We start from the raw sequence: 22212 nt of genomic DNA, 5'->3' as shown, positions 1-22212 counted from the left end.
AGAGATCAGAAGCCATGAAAGCTGATGTCCACGATCAGAAATGCGCCGTGCTGGTGGTCGGTTCCGGTGCCGGTGCGCTGCTGGCCGCCAACCGCGCTCACGACCTGGGCCTGAACACGATCGTTATCGAAAAAAGCGACCGTTATGGCGGCACTTCCGCACTCTCCGGCGGGGGTATATGGATCCCCAACAACAGCGGAATTCGTGACCAGGACAATTACCAGGACGCGCTGACTTACTTCAGGGCATGCACCAAAGGCCTGGTTTCAGAAGAAAAACTACGTGCCTATCTCGACTCTGCGCCTGAGATGGTTGAGTACATGCGCAACCAGGTCGGCGTGAACTACAGCCCCGTCGTCGGCTACTCGGACTACTGCCAAAACCTGCCAGGCGCCTCTGACAGCGGCCGCACCATGTTCGTGGCGCCAGTAGACGGCGGCATTCTGGGCGACGATTTCTTCGCCCTGCGTGAAGCAGACATGGGCGTGAAGCTGTTCGGCCGGATCTCCATGGATTACTACGATGCGCAGTTACTGGGTGCACGTGCCAAAGGCTGGAAACGCAAGATTGCTTCGTTGATCTGGAACTACAGCAGCGACATCAGTTGGCGCCTGAAAACCCGCCGCGATCGTCGTGTAACCATGGGCAATGCCCTGATTGCAGGACTACGCATCGGCCTGCACCAGCGCAAAATCCCCCTGCTGCTCAATACCCGCCTGGAAAGATTCATGGTAGAGGAAGGCGCCGTGGTCGGCGCCGTGGTCAGTCGCAATGGCAACGAATTCACTATTCGCAGCAGCAGTGCCGTCATCGTCGCTTCTGGCGGCTTCGAGCAAAGTCAGGCTCTGCGAGACGCTCACCTGCCCGTGCAGACGAAGACGCAGTGGAGCGTCACGCCGATGCACAACAACACCGGTGACGCGCTGCTGGCCGGGGAGCGCATTGGTGCCGACAGCGAGTTCCTCAATGAAGCCTGGTGGGCGCCGACGGTCCGCATCCCTGCCGCCAACACGCCCAACGTCGACATGCGCAGCGCGCTGTTCGTCGAGCGCAGTTATGCCCACAGCCTTTGCGTCAACCGGCTGGGCAAGCGCTTTGCCAATGAAGCGATGTCTTATAACGACTTTGGTCACGAGATGATCCGCGACAATCGTGAGTCATCCGCCAACCTGCCCTGCTGGTTCATCTTCGACGCCAGCTACCGCAAAAAGAACATCATCGGCCGGATCATGCCTGGCTCGATCGCGCCTGACAGCAGCCTGCCTCCCGAGTGGTGGGACAACGTCCTGTACCGCGCCGACTCGATCGCAGGGCTGGCCAACAAGATAGGTATCGAGCCCAACGCCCTTGCATCCACCGTAAGCAGGTTCAACGGATTCGCTGCGACCGGTATCGATCTCGATTTTCACCGCGGCCACTACAGCTTTGATCGCTTTTACTGCGACCCGCGTCATCTGCCCAACTCAAGCCTGGGCGCTCTTAGTCAGGCGCCCTACTACGCGATCCGCGTCGACCTCGGCGACCTGGGCACCAAGGGTGGGCTCAAGGTGGACCAGGATGCGCGCGTGCTTGATCAATCGGGCAAAGCCATCTCGGGCCTGTATGCCATAGGTAACGCATCCGGCGCAGTGACTGCCAGTTCATACCCGGGCGCGGGCGGCACCCTGGGCCCAGCGCTGACCTTTGGTTACCGGGCGGCCAATCACATCAAGGTGGCCAATGGGCCCGAGGCGGCAACCCTCACCGAATCGGCCGCTCACGTTTGATAACCGGAACACGGGCGACCGCCTTCGTCAACGCGCCTCAACAGCGTGCGGCAAAGCCGCTGCACCCGGATGAACTCAACCGAGAAATGAAGGAGCCTACCAGTGCTCGCGTTATTCAATGAAGAACAGCTGATGTTCGAAAACACGGCGAAGCGCCTAGCGCAGTCGATCGGCATCAAGAACCCGCATGACCTGCAGGTTGCGGATTCTGCTCATGGCTGGCAACAACTGACCGAGGTCGGCCTGCTTAGCCTGCGTCTGCGCGACGACGGCGTACCGTTGGCATCCGGCGTGGAGGTCATGATCGCCGCTCAGGCATTGGCGGAAACGCTGGTGCCGCAACCGTTCGTAGGCGGCTTGCTGGCAGCTGAACTGCTGGCGTTGAGCAACGTGGCAGATGAACTGATCGAGTCTGCTGCGGCAGGCGAAACGCGGTACGCGCTGCTGCTCGATCGCGCGCTGAACCATCTGGCCTCCCCTGACGATCTGGGCACTGTCGCCTGGGATAGCCAGAACGCTCACTACGCCCTCGGCCTGCGTGATCGCCAATTGGTACGCATCGACCTGTCGCAGGGATTCACCGCGATCGAAGACGGCGCCGACCTGACCCGCAAGCTGCACCTGCGCGACGGCCCCGGCGAGGTCGAGCCGATCGGTTCGCCGCTGTCGGAGGCGCAGCTCACGCGCTGGCAGGCGCTGGCGCTGACAACCATCGCCGCCGACATCGTCGGCGTGCTGCACGGTGCATACGCCGGTGCCGTCGCGTACACCAAGGAGCGCTCTCAATACGGCGTTCTGATCGGCAGTTTCCAGGCCATTCAACACCTTTGTGCAGAGATGCTGGTACAGGCGCAGGCCGCCCAGAGCATCACCTGCTATGCCGCCTGGGCCGTCGATCAACTGGAACCCGCACAAGCGCTGCTCGCCGCACGCACCGCCAAGGCTTACGCCTCTGCTGCAGCAATGCCGGTGACCGAGACCGTCATGCAGGTCTACGGCGGCATAGGTCAGACCTGGGAGCACATCGCGCACGTCTACACCCGCCGGGCATTGGTCGGCGCGAGGCTGTTCGGTGATGAAGCCTACCAATTGCAACAGATTGCAGACGCACGCCTGGGAGCCCGCTGATGGACTATCGAGACACCCCTGAAGAAGCCCAATTTCGCGCCGCACTGCGTGACTGGTTCGAGCACAACATCCCCGTTGGCTGGCGTGAGATCAACGACCCCGAAGGGCTGCGGGCACTGAACAAAAGCTGGCACAAAGCGTTGTATGCCGGAGGCTACATGGGCCTTAACTGGCCCAAGGAGTACGGCGGCCAAGGTTTGGCCGCAAGCTTCGACGCCATTCTCAACGATGAAGCAGGCCGGGCAGATTCGCCACGCCTGCCGGCCATGGTCAATTATCTGGGCAGAGCGATCTTCACCTACGGCACCCAGGAGCAGAAACAGCGTTTTCTGCCGACGCTGCTCAGCGGTGAAGTGCAGTGGTGCCAAGGTTTCAGCGAACCAGGCGCTGGCTCCGACCTGGCCTCCCTGCGCACGCGGGCCGAACTGGACCAGGATCACTATGTGGTCAATGGCCAGAAAATGTGGACCAGTGGCGCGCTGCAAGCTGACTGGTGCCTGCTGCTCGCGCGCACCGACAGCAGCGTTGCCAAGCACAAGGGCATCTCTTGCCTGCTGACCCCACTGAATGCGCCTGGCATCACTGTGCAGCCGATCATGCTGGCCAGCGGTGATCCGGAAACCGCCGAAGTGTTTTTCGACGATGTGCGCATCCCTCAAAGCCACCTGATCGGCAACCCGGGCGATGGCTGGCGGATCGCGATGACCACTGTCTCGTACGAGCGCGGTGCGTCGGACACCGGGTCGATTTCGGCGCTGCGTCGACAGCTGCGCTCACTTGAAGGCCTGGCAGCCGAGCGTGGCTTGCTCGCCGACCCGGCCGTGCGGGCGAAACTGGCTCGCGCTTACGTCGACATCGAGGCATTGAGCCTCAATGTCGCGCAGCAACTGTCGATGAGGCTGGCGGGGCGAGACCCGGGACCGGAAGGTTCGGTGGGCAAATTGCTTTGGTCCAGAGCGGCCCAGTACACCATGCATGTGGCGCTCGATGTACTCGGCGCAGATGCGCTGACAGGCAAGGCGCCCGAATGGCTTGCAGAGTACTTCACCTCCCGTCCGGTCAGTGTGTACGGCGGCTCTTCGCAGATTCAGAAGAACATTCTTGCCCGCATGCTCGACATGCCCCGCTGACTCGAGGAGAGCCACCATGCGTCTGAACAACCGTGTTGCCGTTATCACCGGCGCGTCCCAAGGGATCGGCCGTAGCGTCGCGCAACTGTATGCCCGTGAGGGTGCCAAAGTCGCCATTGTCGATATCAATGTCAACGGCGGCGAAGAAACTGCCGCGCTGATCAACAACGAGGGCGGCTCGGCGATATTCGTCCGTTGCGACATTTCCAGGCGTGAGGATGTCGACGCCGCAGCGCAATCCATCAAGACCGCATTCGGCCCGATCGATATTCTGGTCAACAACGCCGGCATTACCCGCCCCGCCATGCTGCACAAGATGACCGATACCGAGTGGAAGCAAGTCATCGACGTGCATATGAACGGGTCCTTCTACTGGCTGCAAGCAGTGGTCAACGACATGATCGAGCGGCGCTGGGGACGGATTGTTTTCGTCAGCTCCTCGACAGCACAAAACGGCTCCATCGGGCAGATCAATTACGCCGCGGCCAAGTCGGCAATGCTCGGCATGATGCGCACCGCAGCTCGCGAACTGGGCAAGCACAACATCCTGGTCAACGCCATTGCACCCGCGGCGGCCACCGAGATGACCAAGACGATCATGACCGATCCGAAGTTCGCGGCCAGCCATGAAGCGGCGCTCAAGCAGCACCCCTTGCGTCGTTCGGCAGAGCCGGGAGAAATCGCGCCGGCTTTCCTCTACCTCGTCAGCGACGAGTCCTCCTACATCACCGGCCAGGTTCTCTCCGTGGACGGCGGTTCGATGCTGGTGCGCTGAGCACCCGCTGTACAGGATAAGAACAATGACTCGACCACAGACTGACGCGCAGACTCTCGACCGCCTGCTGGCTCCACGCTCTATTGCCATGGTGGGTGCTTCAAACAATCTTTACAGCATCGGCGGGTTGGTATTTGCCAATCTCAAGCGCTCCTTCAAGGGGGCGCTATACCCTGTTCATCCGAAAGATGCGCAGGTGCAGAACTGCAAGGCCTACTCAAGCGTGGCGCAATTGCCGCAGAGCGTCGATCTGGTGTTGATCGCGGTGGCCAGCCACGCAGTCGAGGGCGTAGTAGAAGAGGCAGTAGCTTCGGGCGTCGGCGGCATCGTGTTGCTCTCCTCCGGCTTCGCCGAGGCAGGCGCCGAAGGCCTTGCACTGCAGCAACGTGTGGCAGAAAAGGCCAAGGCGGGTGGCGTTCGTGTGATCGGCCCGAACTGCATCGGCTACTTGAACATCGCCGACGGGGTGATGGCTAACTTCGCCCTCACACCCGATGAACCCTTGCCCCCAGGCGGTGGCGTGGCGCTGGTTTCACAGAGTGGCGGCCTTGGTTCGTACCTGACCACCAAGGGCTTGCTCACCGGTCTGAAACTGGGCTGGTTCGTCAGTACCGGCAACGAGCTTGATGTCAATATCGCTAGCGTGCTGCGCTATCTGGTCGAACGCCCGGAGGTCAAGGTGCTGCTGGCGTTCAGCGAAACCCTGCGCGATCCAGAGGTGTTCATCGAGACCGCACGGCGGGCCCAGTTGCTCGACAAACCGCTGGTGATCCTGAAGGCAGGGCGCTCGGAAGCGGCGGCCAAGGCAGCCATGAGCCACACCGCATCAGTGGTGGGCGCCGCCGACGTGTTCGATGCCGTCTGCCGTCAGTACGGCGTGATCATCGCACACAGCATGGAAGAAATGCTCGACCTGGGCATGATCTTCCAGGACGGTCGCAGGGTCGTAGATAACCGCCTGGCGATCATGACCAGCTCGGGCGGTACCGGCGTTTTGCTTGCGGACGAGGCGGCGCTCAGCGGCCTGGACGTTCCAGGCTTCCCTGAGCATGAACAACAGCAGATGCTCAGCGTGCTGCACACGCCGTTTTTCGGCAGCGTGGCCAACCCCGTCGATACCACGGCGGCAGTCAACCCCAAGTCGGTTACCGCACTGCAGAAACTGATCAGCGAAAGCCCATCGGTCGACATGCTGGCAACCGTGACCTGGGCGCGTGCCACTGAGGCGGCGCAAGAACTTGCCCAGCTGTACAAGAGCAGTACAAAGCCTCTGGCTGTGCTCTCGACCGACCTGGTTGATGTACTCCGGGAAGCCGGGGTACCGACTTATACCGACCCACAGCGCCTGGCACGTGCGCTGGCTGCGCTGCATCGTTTCTCCTGCCGGCCGCCGCTGTCAGACGACGCAACCCTGCCCGGTGACGCGCAACGTGCTCAACGTGCCCGCGAGCACTTGCAACTGCCGGCACACGAGCGCGTGCTGATGGAGGCCCAGGGTAAACGCCTGTTCGCGCACTACAACATCCCGCTTACAGAAGAAGTCTGGGTGCAGGACGAGGAAGCAGCCGTCGAGGCTGCTTCGAGGATTGCCGGCAAGGTCGTGCTCAAGGTGATGTCATACCAGCTCCCGCACAAATCCGATGTCGGCGGCTTGCGTCTTGGCCTGCAAGGTGAAGCCGACGTTCGCGCAGCTTACCGGGACATGCTTGAGGAGGTTCAACGTCGTGCACCGCACGCCCAACTTGATGGCGTCCTGGTGCAACAGATGGTCCCTGCCCGCCTGGAGCTTACGTGCGGCCTGCAACGGGATCCGGTGTTTGGCCCCATAGTTGCTGTCGGCCTGGGCGGCGTCCTGGTCGAGCAGTTGGCAGAAACCGCGCTGTTGCGGCCGCCCTTCGATCGCGCCACCGCCTGCCGAGCGCTTGGGCAGTTGCTGGGTGGCCGCTTGGTGCAAGGACGACGCGGGCTGTCCAGCGATGAACAGAACCAGATCGCCGACATCATGATTGGCGTCGGCACGCTTGCGCTAGAGCTCGATGAAGTGTCGGAAATCGATATCAACCCGATCAGGGTCGACGCCGGCAAAGCATTGGCGGCAGACGCCCTGGTGGTCCTGCAAGGGCCGCAAGTGCAGGCCGGCCACTGAAGGAGATGACGATGACAGACAAATCTCTGATCGGTATGGAGTTTCCGCCGTTCCGCTTCCTGGTGGAGGAAGGCAAGTTGATGGAGTTCGTCAGGGCGATCCACGCTGACGATCCGGTCTTTGCCGATCGCGAAGCGGCGAATGCGGCTGGTTTTGCCGCCCTGCCGGCTCCGCCGACATTCAGCTGTGCCACTGCGCACTGGCAGCCCGCCGATGACAGCAACCCGTTGCAACTCGACTTGAGCCGCGTATTGGCGGGTGGAAATGAGTGGGAGTACCGCCGCCCTATATTGGCCGGCGAGGAGTACACCGTTCGCACCCGGATATCTGATGTCAGCGAAAAGACCGGATCCAAGGGCGTCATGACTCTGATAGTGCGCGAGATGTCCTTCTACGACGCCGCCGACACGCTTGTGCTGATTGCTCGCAGCACGATCATTCAACTCCCTCCGCCACCGCCTGCAACTGCGTCCGAGGTACTGCCCACATGAACGCCAACGAGAACAACGTGTTCCTGCGCTTTACGGTGGGCGACCGGGCTCCAGAACGCCGTGTCGGGCCAATCAACCGCACCGACATCGTTCGCTATGCCGGGGCCGGGGGGGACTTCAATCCCATTCACCATGACGAGACATTCGCCCAACGCTCCGGCTACCGCAGCGTATTCGGTCACGGCCTGTTCACTGCCGGTGTGCTCTCCGCCTACGCCACTTCGTGGCTCGGGCTGGCAGCACTGCGCAAATACTCCGTGCGCTATGTCTCGCAGGTCTGGCCAGGCGACACCCTGATCCTCAGCGGCCAGGTCGCCGGTGTGAATGAACTGGCAACGGGCTGTACCGAAGTCGAGTGCGACCTCTTCGTACAGCGAGAAGCCGCCAATGGCGAAAGAACGCTGGTACTGACCGCGCACGCAGTCGCGTCCTACGACCTCCAAAGGGCCCGCCCACATGTCTGATATTCGCGAACGCGCGCCCTATGAGTGTTTCGTCGAGGGGCTGAACCGCGGCGTACTCACTTACCAACGCTGCCAACGCTGCATCAAGGCAGTGTTTTACCTTCGTACCAATTGCCCGGGTTGCGGCTCGGTGGACCTCGAACTTAATGAAAGTCGGGGGCTTGGAACACTGTATTCGTCGAGTGTGATTTTCGATAAAGAGCAAGACTACAACGTGGTCCTGGTAGACCTCGACGAAGGATTCCGCATGATGAGCACCGTAATTGATTGCCTCTCCCCGACTATCGGCGACCGGGTCCAGGCGCATGTAGAAGCTCAGGAGGGCGCTGATCCACGGGTGGTCTTTCAACGGATACAGGGGGTATCAGCATGCTGACGCCTCAAGATCTGCGTGCAAAAGCAGCGATCGTAGGCATCGCCGAATCCGATCTAGGCGATGTAGGCGCGCAACGTTACGCCATTGAATTGGCTGGGCAGGCAGCCTACCGCGCGGTTGCCGATGCGGGGCTCGGCATGAAAGACATCGACGGCCTGTTCGGGTGTGTGATGGGGCGTTTCATGTCCAACCTGGACCTGGGTGAATATCTGGGCATACAACCCCGCTACAGTGACAGTGGCAACATTGGTGGCAGCTCGTTTATTTCTTATCTGTTTCACGCTTGCGCGGCGATTCAGGCAGGCCTGTGCGACAACGCCCTCATCGTTTATGGCAGCACACCTCGGGCTGACGGCCTGCGCCGGCAAATGCCGAAAGGGTCACTCGAACGGCCCAACTATGAGGCCCCCTACCGCCCTCGCCACCCAGTGACTGGTTACGCGCTGTCTACTGCGCGGCACATGCATCAGTACGGCACCACCCGCGAGCAACTCGCAGAGGTGGCGGTCGCTGCGCGCGCATGGGCTCAGCTAAACCCTGCTGCATTTACCTATGGCAAAGGGCCACTGAGCATTGACGAGGTGATCAACAGCAAAGCGGTGTGCAGCCCATTGACCGTGCGTGACTGTTGCCTGGTCACCGACGGCGGTGGCGCAGTGGTAGTAACCCGGGCCGATCGAGCTCGCGATCTGGCCAACCCACCGGTGTACATGCTCGGTGCTGGCGAAGCGCATTCGCACCGGAGCATTTCGCAGATGCCTGATCTGACCACGACGTGCGCGACAGAATCATCGCAGCGCGCGTATGCAATGGCCGGGCTGGGCCCCACCGATATCGACGTACTGCAGTTGTACGACGCGTTCACCATCAACACCATCATGTTCCTGGAGGATCTGGGCTTCTGTGCCAAGGGCGAAGGCGGCGCCTTTGTCTCTGCTGGGCGCATCGCACCGGGTGGCAGCCTGGCGGTAAACACCAACGGCGGTGGCCTGTCGCATTGCCACCCGGGGATGTATGGCATTTTCGCCTTGATCGAAGCGGTTCGTCAGCTACGCGGCGATGCCGGTGCACGACAGTGCCCAGGCGCCGAGATCGCCCTTGCGCACGGAAATGGCGGGCAGTTTTCCAGCCAGGTCACGGCAATTCTCGGCACAGGAGCAGCATTGTGAGCGCCGTCCTTCGTGAGCGGCACGGCGCGGTGCTACTGGTAACCCTCAATCGCCCCGAGTCGATGAACGCCTTCACCGCAGAGCTGCACCGTGAACTGTCCGACGCCTGGCATCAGGCGGCTGATCCAGAGGTTCGTGCGGTCGTGCTGACAGGCAACGGTCGGGCCTTTTGTGCTGGCGCTGACCTGCACTCCCCGCCTGCAGCAGACACTATCGGTCATCACACCCTGCGTCACACCTTCAACGCGCACACGCTTGCCATGGCCGCGCTGGATAAACCTGTAATCGCCGCAGTCAACGGCGCAGCGGCAGGCGCCGGGCTCTCTCTGGCGTGCGCAGCCGACATCTGTATCGCTGCCGATACCGCCAAGTTCGTCCCAGCGTTCGTCGATATCGGGTTGGTGCCGGATGCGGGCGCAAGCTGGTTCATTGCCCGCGCCCTGGGCTACCACCGGGCGTTCACTTGGCTTGCGACCAATCAACGACTCAGTGCGTTGGAAGCTCGTTCCTGGGGGCTGGTCGCGGAGGTTCTGGAGCCGCACCGGCTACTCGAGCGCGCCATGGAAATGGCCAATTTGCTGGCGGCCAAACCAGGCAGTGCCGTGGGTCTGACCAAGCGCCTGTTGAGCCAGGCTGCACGGCATTCATTGGCTGAGCAGTTGGAGGCCGAAACCGCCTTGCAGAATCTGGCAGTTCAGGATCCGGATCGCGCGCGCGCCCGAGCAGCAATGCTTGAAAACCTGAAAAAAAACTGAACATTCAATGACAACAATAATGGAGCATTCCATGGCCGACTACGGACGTTTCCGCACCATCCTCGCTGAGCGCCACGAACATGTTCTGGTGTTGACGCTGAACCGCCCCGAGCGCCTCAACGCGGTAGCTGACGACATGCATGAAGGCCTCGAGACGATTCTTGCCGACTTGCGCCATGACCGCAGCGTGCGCGCCGTTGTGCTGCAGGGCGCTGGTCGCGCGTTCTGTGTCGGGGGTGACGTCAAGGCGTTCGCTGAACAACCTCAGCCCGACCGAACGCCCTATGAGCAGATGGCGCTGGTGACGCGCAGCGCGAGTAACCTGATCGAGCGTTTCATCGACGTTCCGCAGCCTTTGGTGGCTGCCGTGCAAGGCTATGCCATGGGCCTGGGCGCCACCCTGGCGTTGATGTGCGACGTGCTGCTGATCGCCGAGGATGCGCAGATCGCCGATACGCACGTCCCCGTCGGCCTCGTTGCCGGCGACGGTGGCGCGCTGGCCTGGCCATTGGCAATGCCGATGGGTGCAGCCAAGTACTACTTGATGACGGGCGATCGCCTGGACGGGCGAGAAGCCGCTCGGCTCGGTCTGGCCCTGCGCGCACTCCCCGCCAGCGAACTGGCAGAGCAGGCGCTCGTCTTGGCCCAGCGGCTGGCCAGCCTGCCGCCACTCGCGGTGCAAGGCACCAAGAAGGCCTTGAATCGAGTTCTGCGACATCGCAGCGAGCTTGTACTGGACGCCGGCTTGCAGCTTGAGGCCGCGACGTTCCTGAGCGCTGACCACCAGGAAGCCGCCAGCGCGTTCATGGACAAGCGCACCCCGACATTCCATGGGCGCTGATTCGGATATGCCCCTCAAAAATGGCCAGGGCTGGTTGCACGGAATCTCGCGAGAAGTACGCTGCCTGTGCGTCATCAGCTTTATTTCGGCGGTAGGCTTTGGTATCCAGTCGCCCGCCATTCCGGTGTTCGGGCGCTCTCTAGGGGTTGGCAGCGCCATGGTCGGCATGATCATCGCCGCCTTCCCCCTGGCCAGGCTGATAGCGGCCTGGCCGGCTGGCCGGCTGGTGGATCGTCTTGGCGAATACCCTTTGCTGTGTAGCGGTCTGGCTTTGATTGCACTGGGGAGCTTTGGCGCCGGTCTTGCCACTACCGCCGAGCACGTGCTGATGGGTCGCGGGGTCTGCGGTATCGGTTCGATGCTTTACACCCTGTCGGCCATGAGCCTGATGTTACGAACCACCGACGCACGCCATCGCGGCCAGGCGACCGGTCTGTTCATGGGCGCCTACTACATCGGCACGGTCAGCGGCCCCGCAATAGGCAGCCTGTTTGTCGACTTCTCGGTGCGTCTGCCGTTCTTTATCTACGGTATGGGTGCCGGGGTCGCTGGCTTAGTGGCGATGTTCCTGTTGCGACATCTGCGCCTGCCGACTGCAGGCAGCCCGGTTGCGCGACCAGCCGTGATCAGCGTCAGCAAGGCACTGCGGCTGCCAGCGTACCGCGCAGCACTGGCCAGCAACTTCGCGGTCGGCTTTGCGGTGTACGGTGTACGCGTTTCCGTGCTACCGCTGTTTTTGCTGGTAGCGCTGCAGCAACCGGCGAAATGGATCGGGATAGGCCTCACCGTCTGCGCGCTGTCGCAAACCTTGTTGCTGCCAAAGGCTGGCCAGCTGGCTGACCGCTGGGGACGCAAGCCAACGCTGGTTGCTGGCATGCTGCTGGTACTCGCCAGTTTCCTTGTCATCCAGATCGGACACAACTTGCACGCCTACCTTGTCGGTCTGGCATTGATGGGACTTGGCGCAGCCTTCTGTACCACTTCAGCTGCCGCCATCGCCGGGGATACGGCCGATGGACGTGGTGGCACGATTATCGCCAGTTATCAAATGTCTGCTGATCTGGGCATGGTCATCGGCCCCATCCTCATCGGTGTAATCGCCGAGCGCTACTCCTACGACCTGGCACTGAGCTGCACCACCGGTCTGCTCGTGGCCGCCTGCCTGGTAGCGCTGTCGATGCCCAAGCGATCCAAGGAGCACGCGCATTCATGAATCCCCCCGATCTGATTCAACCTGGCGAGCAACATGCACAGCGGGTAATCGTCACCGGCGGAGCAAGCGGCGTTGGCTATGAGACTGCGCGAGCAATGGTGCTGGCAGGCGCCGAAGTACTGATCGCTGATGTCGATTATGCGCGCGCTGAGCATGTCACTCGCGCCCTTCGCCAGGAAACGGCAGACGCTAGAGTCAGCTCTGCTGAAATCAACCTCGCCGACCTCAACAGCATTCATCGTTTTTGCCAGAAGCAGCTCTATCAGGGCCAACCGTTGAGTGTGTTGTTCAACAACGCAGGCATTCAGCCGCTGAGCAACCGGCGCGAGACAGTCGATGGTTTCGAATTAGCCTTCGGCATTGGCCACCTTGGCCACTTTGCGTTGACCGCCAGGCTGCTTCCGCTGCTGCTTCAATGCAAGTCGCCACGGGTAGTGACGACGTCCAGCCTGATTCATCGACGAGGGCGTATCGACCCTGATGACCTGCAGATAACCCGGGGCTATGACGCGCAACGTGCCTACAACCAAACTAAGCTGGCGAACCTGCTGTTTGCCAGAGAACTGCAGCGGCGCAGCACGCTATCGAACAGCCATCTGCTGAGCTTTGCGGCACACCCAGGCGTGGCAAAGACGGCAATCGGCAGCAATCGCCAACGCCATGGCCCGCTGCGCTGGCAGGATCACCTGGTCGGCTTGACGCTGTCGGTGGTCATGCCGCTGCTGGGGCAGGACGCAGCCAAGGGTGCTCTGCCGCTGCTGCACGCGGCAACTGCCCGCGGCATTGAGCCGGGAATACTCTACGGCCCAGCCGGCTTCGGCGAGATGAAAGGGCTACCCGCCCCTGCACGCATGGCCCCTGCAGCTACAGATGGAGCGTTGGCAGACTGGCTTTGGCGACGCTCCGAAGAGCTCTGCAAAGTCGACTTCCATTGGCCTGTATCCGCTTAACTCCAGCTCCCTGAAAGAGTAACCCGCATGTCTCGCGAACAACATATGAAAGATACCCTGCAGGCCTATATCGATGCGTACAACAGTGATGACCTGGTAGCTCTTCTGGCGCTCTACAGCGACGACGCCAGCGTGGAGGACCCGTACGGCACACCGCCGAAAAAAGGCAAGGCAGAGATAACGGAGTTTTATCGTCAGGCGATGGCCAACGGCGCCACGCTGCAATTGTCGGCGCCGATCCGAGGGTCTGGCGCAGATGCGGCGGCGATGGCGTTCGATGCAGTGGTGAAACTGCCAGAGGGCAGCATGCGGGTCAGCGTTATCGATGTGATGACCTTCAACGACGCTGGATTGATCGTGTCGATGCGCGCCTACTTCGGGCAAAGCGACATCCGCATGAGCACGCAGGACTGACTCTTTCTGAAGGCCCGGACGGCTACCCGCCCGGCCGCCCCTCGCTTCACCCGGCTGCACACGCGTGAGCCAAGAGCCGGCGCCGTGTGCGAGGTAGCTGGCTAAGCCGCACCATACAGACGCAGCCTTGCTGCAAGCGGCACCATGAGCGCGGCTGCAGCTACCGAGCAAGTCATCGCCATGGTCAACGCGTGCTGCATGTCGCCGCTTGCCAACGCAATGCCAAACAGCGCGCTGCCCAACGCCCCGCCGTACATTCGCGCGGTGGAGATAAGGCCAGTTGCGGCGCCCACATGCTGGAGCGGTGTGACCATCTGAATGAACAGCGTCTGGTTCTGATTGATCAGACCGAGGCCAACCCCGGCAAAGCCGAAGCTGACAAGCACGTAAAGGCTCTGACTGCCCGGCTCCAGGCGAGCGAGCATGGCACAGCCACACAGCAAGCTGATAGCGCCCGCTGCCAGTAGCCACTGCGGACGGCTTTGCCGGCCAAACAGCATGCCGTTGATCACACTCCCGGCGGGCATACCGACAAGCAATGGCAGCATCAGGGTCGCCGCCTCACGAAGGCTCACGCCAGCAACGCTGGTCAACAGCATCGGGCTGTAGAACATCAGGATGAACAGCACTGAACCACTGAGCAACGTCGACAGCACAATGTTGCGTGCATTCGCGTTACTCAGGATTTCCAGCGAAAGAATGGGATGGAGCGTGCGCCGCTGCACTCGCCACAACAGCGCCAGCAAACCAACGGCGAGGATTGGCAGGGCAACGTACGCTCCGCCGTCGATTGCGGCGGGGGGCTGCAGGGCCAACAGGGAAACCACAATGAACAGGCACAGCAGTGCGCCTCCGGCAAAGTCGAACTGCTGTTTGAGTGGGTACGCCGGTCGCCGCAACGGTAGCTGATGCAGCACCATCAGCACTGGCACACATACAACCGGGACTGCGAACAAGGCAGCACGCCAGCCATATGCTTCGCTCAACGCACCGCCCAGCATAGGCCCAATGCTGCAGGCAACTGCGAACATTACCCCGCCAATGCTTTGCCAGCGTACCCGTTGTGCCGGGTCGCGAAACACGTCCGCCGGCACTGCAAAGGCTGTCGCCGCCATGATTCCCATGGCGAGACCGTTGAGCAGCCGCGAGCCCAACAACAGCTCGAACGACTGGGCCAACCCGCTGCCGATACCTGCCAGGCAGAGCAACACGATGGACAAGCGCAGCAGATTCTTGCGCCCGGTCATATCGCCGATTCTCGCGGCAATGGGCGTGGCACAGGCTGAGGCAAGCATCTGCAGCGTGCCGGTCCAGTGGAAATGCTCGAAACCATCCAGTGCCATAGAGGCCATTGGCAGGATCGCGCCGCCAATCGTAGTCTCCAGGCCCAGCAAAAACAGGACGCTGTAGACGCCCACCATGGCAGTCACTCGCTGCCTGGCACTCAATTCATCGGCTATGTCGGCATTGGGCTGAAGACTGGTCACGGGCTACTCCACCTCTTTTCGACAGCTTGGGCGCTCGACCAGCCAGATGCCTCGTCCGCAAGGACTATGCCAGGGACATCCAATGCATAAGTTGCTCGGCTAGTCCTTGCGGACGAGGCCAACACTCGCAGGGTGGCGGCAGTATTGAGCGCAATGCTGACAAGAGGACAGTCAAATGCCCCATCCCCAAGCGAGTGAAACCAACATCGACGCAACCGCTCAATTGCGTGCACGGCTTGCCGAGCGTCTCTACCACGCCCTTCGTGACGGCCAGAGCATCGAGCCGCTGACGCGTAGCGAAACACTCACTGTCGAAGACGCCTATCACATATCGCTGGCCGTGCTGGAGCGTCGCCTCAATGACGGTGAGCGCATCATCGGCAAGAAGATCGGCGTCACCAGCAAGCCTGTACAAGACATGCTTGGCGTGCATCAACCTGACTTCGGCTTCTTGACCGACCGCATGCAATTTGCCAACGGCGCGAATGTCAGCCTGAGCGCGGCCAATCTTATTCAACCACGTGCAGAGGGTGAAATAGCCTTCATCCTCAAGCACGACCTGCTAGGCCCTGGGGTGACCCGCGAGATGGTGCTGGAAGCGACTCTAGCAGTCCTGCCTTGCTTCGAGATCGTCGACTCGCGGATCCAGGACTGGAAAATCGCGATCCAGGACACCATCGCCGATAACGCCTCGTGCGGCGTGTTTGTCGTTGGCAGCGCCCAGGTCGACCCAGGCTCGCTGGACCTGGCTCTGGCTCAGTTGACCCTGTACCGCAATGGCGAGGTGCATAGCAGCGGCCTTGGCTCGGCAGTGCAAGGCCACCCGGCTGAAGCAGTAGCTTGGCTGGCCAACACCCTGGGCACATTTGGCATGCCACTGCGAGCGGGCGAAATCATCCTGTCGGGATCGCTGGTACCCCTGGTCCCGGTTCAGGTCGGTGATCAGTTCGAACTGACTATCGACGGCATCGGTTCAGCATCGATCAGCTTCACCGCATAACCCCTCCAACGAGAGAATCAGGCCATGACACGCAAAATCAAATGCGCCCTGATCGGCCCCGGCAATATCGGCACCGATCTGCTCTACAAACTCCAGCGCAGCGAAATCCTCGAACCCGTCTGGATGGTGGGCATCGATCCCGCATCCGATGGCTTGAAACGCGCTGAGGAGATGGGCCTCCAAGTCACTGCAGACGGCGTGGATGGCTTGCTACCACACGTTCTGCAAGATGATATCCGCATCGCTTTCGACGCGACCTCAGCCTACGTCCACGCCGAAAACTCGCGCAAGCTCAATGAGCTTGGCGTGTTGATGATCGACCTGACTCCAGCCGCAATCGGGCCTTACTGCGTGCCGCCGGTCAACCTCAGCGAGCAGCTCGACAAGAAAGTGATGAACGTCAATATGGTCACGTGCGGTGGCCAGGCGACCATCCCCATGGTTCGAGCCGTTTCACGCGTACAGCCCGTTGCTTATGGCGAAATCGTCGCCACCGTTTCGTCGCGCTCGGTCGGCCCAGGCACACGCAAGAACATTGACGAGTTCACCCGCACCACCGCCGGTGCCGTAGAGCAAGTGGGCGGCGCCAAAGAAGGCAAGGCGATCATCGTCATCAACCCGGCAGAGCCGCCGTTGATCATGCGCGACACCATCCATTGCCTAACTGAATCCGAGCCAGATCAGGACGCGATCACCCGCTCGGTGCACGACATGATCAAGCAAGTGCAGAAGTACGTCCCCGGATACCGGCTGAAGAACGGCCCGGTTTTCGACGGCAATCGAGTGTCGATTTTCCTGGAAGTCGAAGGCCTCGGCGACTACCTGCCCAAGTATGCCGGCAACCTGGACATCATGACCGCGGCCGCCGCGCGCACCGCCGAGATGTTCGGCGAAGTCATGCTCAAGTCGTAACCATTCCTGAAGGTAAGCGTCATGACCCACTCAAGCGGTAAGCAGATCACCTTGCATGACATGTCGTTGCGCGACGGCATGCACCCTAAACGCCACCAGATCAGCCTGAAAGAGATGGTTGATGTAGCCACGGGCCTGGATGCCGCCGGCGTGCCGTTGATCGAGATCACCCATGGCGACGGCCTTGGCGGTCGCTCGGTGAACTATGGCTTTGCGGCGCACAGCGATGAGGAGTACCTGCGCACGGTGATTCCAAAACTCACGCAGGCCAAGGTATCCGCGCTACTGCTGCCAGGTATCGGCACGGTCGACCATCTTCAGATGGCGTACGACTGTGGTGTTCACACCATCCGCGTGGCAACGCACTGCACTGAAGCGGATGTTTCCGAGCAACATATCCAGTATGGCCGAAAGCTGGACATGGACACCGTCGGCTTCTTGATGATGGCGCACATGCTTGAACCGCAAGCCCTGGTCAAGCAAGCCCTGCTGATGGAGAGCTACGGCGCCAACTGCATCTACATCACTGATTCGGCTGGCTACATGCTGCCCAACGACGTACGTATCAGGATCGATGCTGTGCGCCAGGCACTCAAGCCGGAAACCGAACTGGGTTTCCATGGCCACCACAACCTTGGGATGGGTATCGCCAACTCGCTTGCCGCGGTCGAGTTCGGCGCCAACCGTATTGATGGCTCAGCCGCAGGGCTGGGCGCCGGTGCCGGCAATACTCCTCTGGAAGTATTCAATGCAGTCTGCGATCGGATGGGGATCATCACCGGCGTGGATGTATTCAAGCTCGCAGACGTCGCCGAAGAGCTGGTCTACCCAATGATGGAACACATTGTGCGGGTTGACCGTGACTCGCTGACGCTGGGCTATGCCGGGGTGTACTCCTCGTTCCTGCTGTTTGCCAAGCGCGCCGAGCAGAAGTACGGCGTACCGTCTCACCAGATCCTGCTGGAGCTGGGCCGTCGCAAGACGGTCGGTGGTCAGGAGGACATGATTGAGGATCTTGCCCTGGACATGGCACGGGAACGTGGACTGATCAGCTGAAAATTCCCCTTCCGCTTAACTTGCGCCCCCGCTGATCTTGCGGGGTTTTTTTTGGCGGCGTTTTTTTCACTGCATATCGTCCGTACTGAGCATGTCGGCGGTCCGCGCACGCAAGACAATTCAAGCCACACGAAGTGCGCGCTGCGCAGAGGAAAAACCATGAACAACAAAGACATTTCCCCGCGGATCAGCCCAACCAGTCTGGTCGAAAAAGCGCTGGACCCACGTGAGTTTCGCCAGGCACTGGGCACCTTTACCACCGGGGTTACCATCGTTACGGCAATGGACCCTGATGGCCTGCCTGTAGGTGTAACAGCCAATAGTTTCAATTCCGTGTCGCTTGACCCGCCATTGGTGCTTTGGAGCCTTGCACGTAAATCGCAGAGCCTCACTGCATTCGAAACGGCCAGTCACTGGGCTGTGCACATACTCGCTCACAACCAGGATGAACTCTCGGGACGCTTTGCTCGAAGCGTCAGCGGGCCGGAGAAATTCGACGGCATCGAATACGACAGTGGCCTTGACGGTGCGCCCTTGCTGCAGGGCTGCACTGCCCGGCTTCAATGCCGTACGGCAAATATTTTCGACGGTGGTGACCACATCATTCTGGTCGGCGAAGTGATCCACTTCGACCGCTGCGATACGCCGCCACTGGTCTTCCAGCGCGGTGGCTACGCCATTGCCACCAGTACTGCTCAGAACATCATGCCCCCCGCCGGCGAAGACCCCCGTAACGTCAGCGAATCCAGCCCGCTGAGCTACCTGCTGGCCAGCGCCTATCTGCACTTTTCAGCGAAGCTCAGGGAACAAGCAAGCCTGCGTGCCTTGAACGAGCTCGAGTATTTGATCATCAGTGCACTCAACTCACGCAATGGCCGCTCCTACAAGGAGCTGGTCACCCTCGCCGCTTACTCCGGGAAGCAGATGGGACCGGAATCAATCAACGACCTGGCCGCCAGAGAGCTGATTCGCATCGAAGACGATGCCGCTGATACGGATGAACGAACGCACATCTTCCTGACAGAGGAAGGCCTTGTGATGAGCGATCACTTGAATGCGGAAAGTCAGCGGATTGAAAACGACATGATGCAGCAATTAGGGGTGCCTGAAACGATCGCACTGCGCACCCTACTAAGCCGCTTTGTGCGCATTCACAGCCCGCTGATCCCTTATCGGTGGTTCTGATTCACCTGGAGTAGACCCGCATGAAACACGTCTTGTCACTTGTCCTGCTGTCACTCGTTTCAATGTCCCCGATGGCAAGCACCGAGGGAGTTCCCAGCGGCTATGAACAGGATGCAGAAGTCGCTCGAACATTGCTGGGCAAAGCCATCAAGCGCTACAAGGAGGTCGGCGACAAGGCTCTGGCTGAATTCAGCCGTCAGGGGCAGTTTACCCAGGACAGCTTCTATATCTATGTCGTAGACGTCCAAGGGAAAATGCTGGCCAGCGGCGGCCCTTCAGCACTGCTGGTCGGCCGTGACATTTCTCCGCTGCTGGATGACTCGTTGCGCCAGGCGTTCACCGAAGTACTCAACGCGCCCATGCGCGACGAGGTACAAAGCCGCGAATATCGCTGGACCAATTGGCACGACAACAAGGTCGAACGCAAGCGTGCCTTCTATCAGCGAGTTGACGACAAGATCTTCGCGTCCGGCTACTACCTGCCACGCTCCTCGGAAGCCGAAGCACAACTACTGCTTGATGAGGCGATCGTGGAGATACAGGACCACGACGTGGTCGCCCTGCAACGCATCAACCGGCTCGATCCGTACTTCAACCGTGACGACCTGTACGTCTATGTCGTGGACCTGCGCACCGAAAAATTCGTGGCGCATGGTTTTCAGCCGCGGCTGTTGAACACCGACTTCCGCTCGCTGACGACCAACTCCGGTGAGGCAGTAGGTGAGAAGGTGCTCAACGCGTTGCAGGGCAAGCAGCAGGCACAGGCGAGTTATGGCTGGGTCAACCCCGTTACTGGCAAACCGGAACGCAAACAGGTATTGATTCAACGTAGTGGCGATTACTTGGTTGCCGTTGGTTTTTACATCAAGTAGCGCGCCTTTTAGCTATCTCGCATCTCGCGTAGACATGAATACGCCATCCGTGACATCACTTGTCACGGATGGCGTTTACGTAGGCCTCAGAGTTGTATCCCGGCACCTTGCTCAGCAACAGGCTCTTGCAGACCAAACTCCACAGTTTTCACATTTCCACCAATCGAACAGCCGCGTCAGCATTCGCGTTGCTGGCGTGCTGCGCAGCCCTGCGACCCGAGAACACGCAATCCGCTGCAGACAACCCGCTGACGTACAGATTGGATGGCAGGCCTATGGCAGTGCGACCTGCAGCATATAATCCGCGGATCGGCGTGCGATCCTCGCGAAGGACTTCGCCAGTGTCTTCATCGATTCTCAGGCCGCCTACCGTCATCGCCGAACAGGGGAAGAACTTGCTGCTCGCCGAAACATCGATCGCATAAAACGGCCCGCTGCGTAGCGCTTGGCATTCTGATCGACTCTTGCCGAAATCATCGCGTTGCCCGCCTTCAGCAGCGTGATTGTAGCGGTTGACCGTCTCTTGCAGAGCAGCTGGCGGCATGCCGATTTTTTTTGCCAGCGCTTCAATTGTGCGGCCTTTGCGAGTCTGAAACAGCAGCGCCAAAACCAGCGGCAGGCGCATGAACGGGAACAGGTTTTCCAGCACGGCCGTCTTCCATGCACCTCTGTACAGCGTCCGATCAAGAATGATGTAGCCCTTGCCTTGATGGTACTCATTCATTTCATGGCCAATCGAGGCGCCATACAACTCTTCGTTGACGAAGCGCTGGCCCTGCATGTTGACCAAAACACCCTTGGGCCACTGCGCTGGCGGATTGATGAAGCGCCAGCTGCTGACTCTGTTCATGAGTGCAGCCTCACCGCCAACGCTCTGGCCCAGCCGAATGCCGCTACCGTTATCACCGCCTGGCGATCCCATCGCCATATTGCTGACATACTTGGGCGCATAGGCAGACACCATCTGCTGATTCCAGATAAAGCCTCCGGCACTCAAGCACACGCCCCGTCGCGCTTTGATTCGCTGCACCACCCCATGCTGTTGCTGAAGCGCACGCGCTTTCTGCCAGTAGGCTTGCGCTTTACGCTCAAGCCGTGCGAATCCGGGCATCGAAGACGGCAATTTCTGTAGCAGTGCGCGGGCTTTTTCCTGTGCGTCGATGTACGCGGTGGTGTGTACCGAGTCTTCAGGCATTCGAACAACTCGCACCCCAACTACCTCACCGCTGGCAGAAACAATCAAATTTCTGGCTTCTGTGCGCGCCCAGAAACGGACACCCAGCTGAGCGCCTCGCTGGCGTAGCGGGTCTGTCAGGTGCACGCCGAAACCGGTGGGTTGGCTTGCTGGTGGATGCCAGTACTTGTGCCCTCGCGCCGCAGGAGCGGCAACCGCTGCACAGGTCTCGGCGAGCGAACTGTCTGAGTGGTAAAGGAAGTACCCGGCTGGAGGGTAGAAGGTTTTCTTTGGATAGTAAGTGCTGTCGAAGCGAACACCATGCCCCGCCAGCCAATCCAGATCGGCGACGCTGCCGTCACAGAAACGGCGCAAGGTTGCAGGTCGCACCACGTCAGCGACCTCAAGGCTCAGATAGCGAAACATATCGTCAGGGCTATCGACAACGCCTGCTTTGCGTTGCACAGCTGTGCCTCCCCCAGCGTAGAAAATCCCGCCGTTCATCGCAGTTGCCCCACCACCACCGAATGCATCGACAGCTAGGACACTAAGACCGTTTTCGGCAGCCTGCAAAGCCGCCGCAATTCCTGCCCCCCCATACCCGACCACGACGAAGTCAGATTCAGCATCCCATTGCGCTTCATCGAGGCTGCTGATGCACTCAGGTGCTTCAACATTGCTATACCAACGATCTGATCCAGGTTCCAACTTCATCGATGCATTACCTCCACAGTGGTGAGCGACCTGTCAGTGAGAGTAAGTTTTCGACAAACCCACTCGCTGCAAATCATCCGATAAAGCTCGACAATGGGGGCATACCTGCTGCTACGCATGATGCGAATGCAGTAGATACGATGCCGTTGAAGCATACTTCGAAGATCGCTGCCAGCAAAATTTCTGTCATATAG

21 protein-coding genes are annotated in these 22212 nt (G+C 60.4%); 19 read left to right on the top strand and 2 right to left on the bottom strand.

The window, feature by feature from the left end:
* Positions 1–14: 14 nt before the first annotated feature.
* From ACMGF5_RS18595 to ACMGF5_RS18530, 14 genes are all read left to right on the top strand, one after another.
* The gene (locus ACMGF5_RS18595; RefSeq protein WP_414157045.1) at positions 15–1766 is read left to right on the top strand and encodes an FAD-binding protein; all 1752 of its coding nucleotides are present in this window, start codon (positions 15–17) and stop codon (positions 1764–1766) included.
* Between the two features lie 102 nt (positions 1767–1868).
* A complete protein-coding gene (locus tag ACMGF5_RS18590; RefSeq protein WP_414157044.1) occupies positions 1869–2894 on the top strand; it encodes an acyl-CoA dehydrogenase family protein in 1026 nt (341 codons plus the stop codon).
* Positions 2894–4024 (top strand): acyl-CoA dehydrogenase family protein, encoded by a 1131-nt coding sequence (locus ACMGF5_RS18585; RefSeq protein WP_411561673.1) that lies wholly within the window; start codon positions 2894–2896, stop codon positions 4022–4024. Before ACMGF5_RS18590 ends, ACMGF5_RS18585 begins: the two co-directional genes overlap by 1 nt.
* A gap of 16 nt (positions 4025–4040) precedes the next feature.
* On the top strand, positions 4041–4799 hold the full coding sequence (locus ACMGF5_RS18580; RefSeq protein WP_411561674.1) for an SDR family NAD(P)-dependent oxidoreductase: 759 nt from the start codon (positions 4041–4043) through the stop codon (positions 4797–4799).
* Between the two features lie 25 nt (positions 4800–4824).
* A complete protein-coding gene (locus ACMGF5_RS18575; RefSeq protein WP_414157043.1) occupies positions 4825–6945 on the top strand; it encodes an acetate--CoA ligase family protein in 2121 nt (706 codons plus the stop codon).
* 11 nt (positions 6946–6956) lie between these two features.
* The gene (locus ACMGF5_RS18570; protein WP_411561676.1) at positions 6957–7436 is read left to right on the top strand and encodes a MaoC family dehydratase N-terminal domain-containing protein; all 480 of its coding nucleotides are present in this window, start codon (positions 6957–6959) and stop codon (positions 7434–7436) included.
* Positions 7433–7900, top strand: coding sequence for a MaoC/PaaZ C-terminal domain-containing protein (locus ACMGF5_RS18565; RefSeq protein WP_414157042.1), 468 nt, complete (start codon positions 7433–7435; stop codon positions 7898–7900). Before ACMGF5_RS18570 ends, ACMGF5_RS18565 begins: the two co-directional genes overlap by 4 nt.
* A complete protein-coding gene (locus ACMGF5_RS18560; protein ID WP_414157041.1) occupies positions 7893–8276 on the top strand; it encodes a Zn-ribbon domain-containing OB-fold protein in 384 nt (127 codons plus the stop codon). Before ACMGF5_RS18565 ends, ACMGF5_RS18560 begins: the two co-directional genes overlap by 8 nt.
* Positions 8270–9445 (top strand): acetyl-CoA acetyltransferase, encoded by a 1176-nt coding sequence (locus ACMGF5_RS18555; RefSeq protein ID WP_414157040.1) that lies wholly within the window; start codon positions 8270–8272, stop codon positions 9443–9445. Before ACMGF5_RS18560 ends, ACMGF5_RS18555 begins: the two co-directional genes overlap by 7 nt.
* A complete protein-coding gene (locus ACMGF5_RS18550; protein WP_414157039.1) occupies positions 9442–10200 on the top strand; it encodes an enoyl-CoA hydratase/isomerase family protein in 759 nt (252 codons plus the stop codon). The genes ACMGF5_RS18555 and ACMGF5_RS18550 overlap by 4 nt, the downstream gene beginning before the upstream one ends.
* Positions 10201–10231: 31 nt before the next feature.
* Entirely contained in the window at positions 10232–11041 is an 810-nt protein-coding gene (locus ACMGF5_RS18545; RefSeq protein ID WP_411561681.1) for an enoyl-CoA hydratase/isomerase family protein, read from the top strand.
* A 7-nt stretch (positions 11042–11048) separates the two neighbouring features.
* Entirely contained in the window at positions 11049–12254 is a 1206-nt protein-coding gene (locus ACMGF5_RS18540; RefSeq protein WP_414157038.1) for an MFS transporter, read from the top strand.
* Positions 12251–13204: an SDR family NAD(P)-dependent oxidoreductase gene (locus ACMGF5_RS18535; RefSeq protein WP_411561683.1), complete on the top strand. Its 954-nt coding sequence runs from the start codon at positions 12251–12253 to the stop codon at positions 13202–13204. The genes ACMGF5_RS18540 and ACMGF5_RS18535 overlap by 4 nt, the downstream gene beginning before the upstream one ends.
* Before the next feature lie 27 nt (positions 13205–13231).
* Positions 13232–13618: a nuclear transport factor 2 family protein gene (locus ACMGF5_RS18530; protein WP_414157037.1), complete on the top strand. Its 387-nt coding sequence runs from the start codon at positions 13232–13234 to the stop codon at positions 13616–13618.
* A gap of 101 nt (positions 13619–13719) precedes the next feature.
* On the opposite strand, the gene ACMGF5_RS18525 is transcribed toward ACMGF5_RS18530, so the two are convergent.
* Positions 13720–15105 (bottom strand): MFS transporter, encoded by a 1386-nt coding sequence (locus ACMGF5_RS18525; RefSeq protein WP_414157036.1) that lies wholly within the window; start codon positions 15103–15105, stop codon positions 13720–13722.
* A gap of 175 nt (positions 15106–15280) precedes the next feature.
* Here ACMGF5_RS18525 and ACMGF5_RS18520 point away from each other — a divergent pair, with 175 nt between their 5' ends.
* The 5 genes from ACMGF5_RS18520 (at position 15281) to ACMGF5_RS18500 (ending at position 20130) form a co-directional block, all read left to right on the top strand.
* Positions 15281–16105, top strand: a complete 825-nt coding sequence (locus ACMGF5_RS18520) for a fumarylacetoacetate hydrolase family protein (protein WP_411561686.1) — start codon at positions 15281–15283, stop codon at positions 16103–16105.
* Between the two features lie 24 nt (positions 16106–16129).
* The gene (locus ACMGF5_RS18515; RefSeq protein WP_411561687.1) at positions 16130–17017 is read left to right on the top strand and encodes an acetaldehyde dehydrogenase (acetylating); all 888 of its coding nucleotides are present in this window, start codon (positions 16130–16132) and stop codon (positions 17015–17017) included.
* A 21-nt stretch (positions 17018–17038) separates the two neighbouring features.
* Positions 17039–18073, top strand: coding sequence for a 4-hydroxy-2-oxovalerate aldolase (gene dmpG, locus ACMGF5_RS18510; RefSeq protein WP_411561688.1), 1035 nt, complete (start codon positions 17039–17041; stop codon positions 18071–18073).
* A gap of 159 nt (positions 18074–18232) precedes the next feature.
* Entirely contained in the window at positions 18233–19258 is a 1026-nt protein-coding gene (locus tag ACMGF5_RS18505) for a flavin reductase (protein ID WP_414157035.1), read from the top strand.
* Positions 19259–19278: 20 nt separating this feature from the next.
* A complete protein-coding gene (locus ACMGF5_RS18500; protein WP_414157034.1) occupies positions 19279–20130 on the top strand; it encodes a cache domain-containing protein in 852 nt (283 codons plus the stop codon).
* A 148-nt stretch (positions 20131–20278) separates the two neighbouring features.
* Here the strand turns inward: ACMGF5_RS18500 and ACMGF5_RS18495 are convergent, their stop codons facing one another.
* Entirely contained in the window at positions 20279–22018 is a 1740-nt protein-coding gene (locus tag ACMGF5_RS18495; RefSeq protein WP_414157033.1) for an FAD-binding protein, read from the bottom strand.
* Positions 22019–22212: the final 194 nt, after the last annotated feature.

This window comes from Pseudomonas sp. BNK-15, from assembly GCF_047456105.1.
GTDB classification, from domain to species: Bacteria; Pseudomonadota; Gammaproteobacteria; order Pseudomonadales; family Pseudomonadaceae; genus Aquipseudomonas; species Aquipseudomonas putida_E.
Note: the sequence above shows the minus strand (reverse complement) of the source record. Positions and strands in the feature narration are given on the sequence as shown.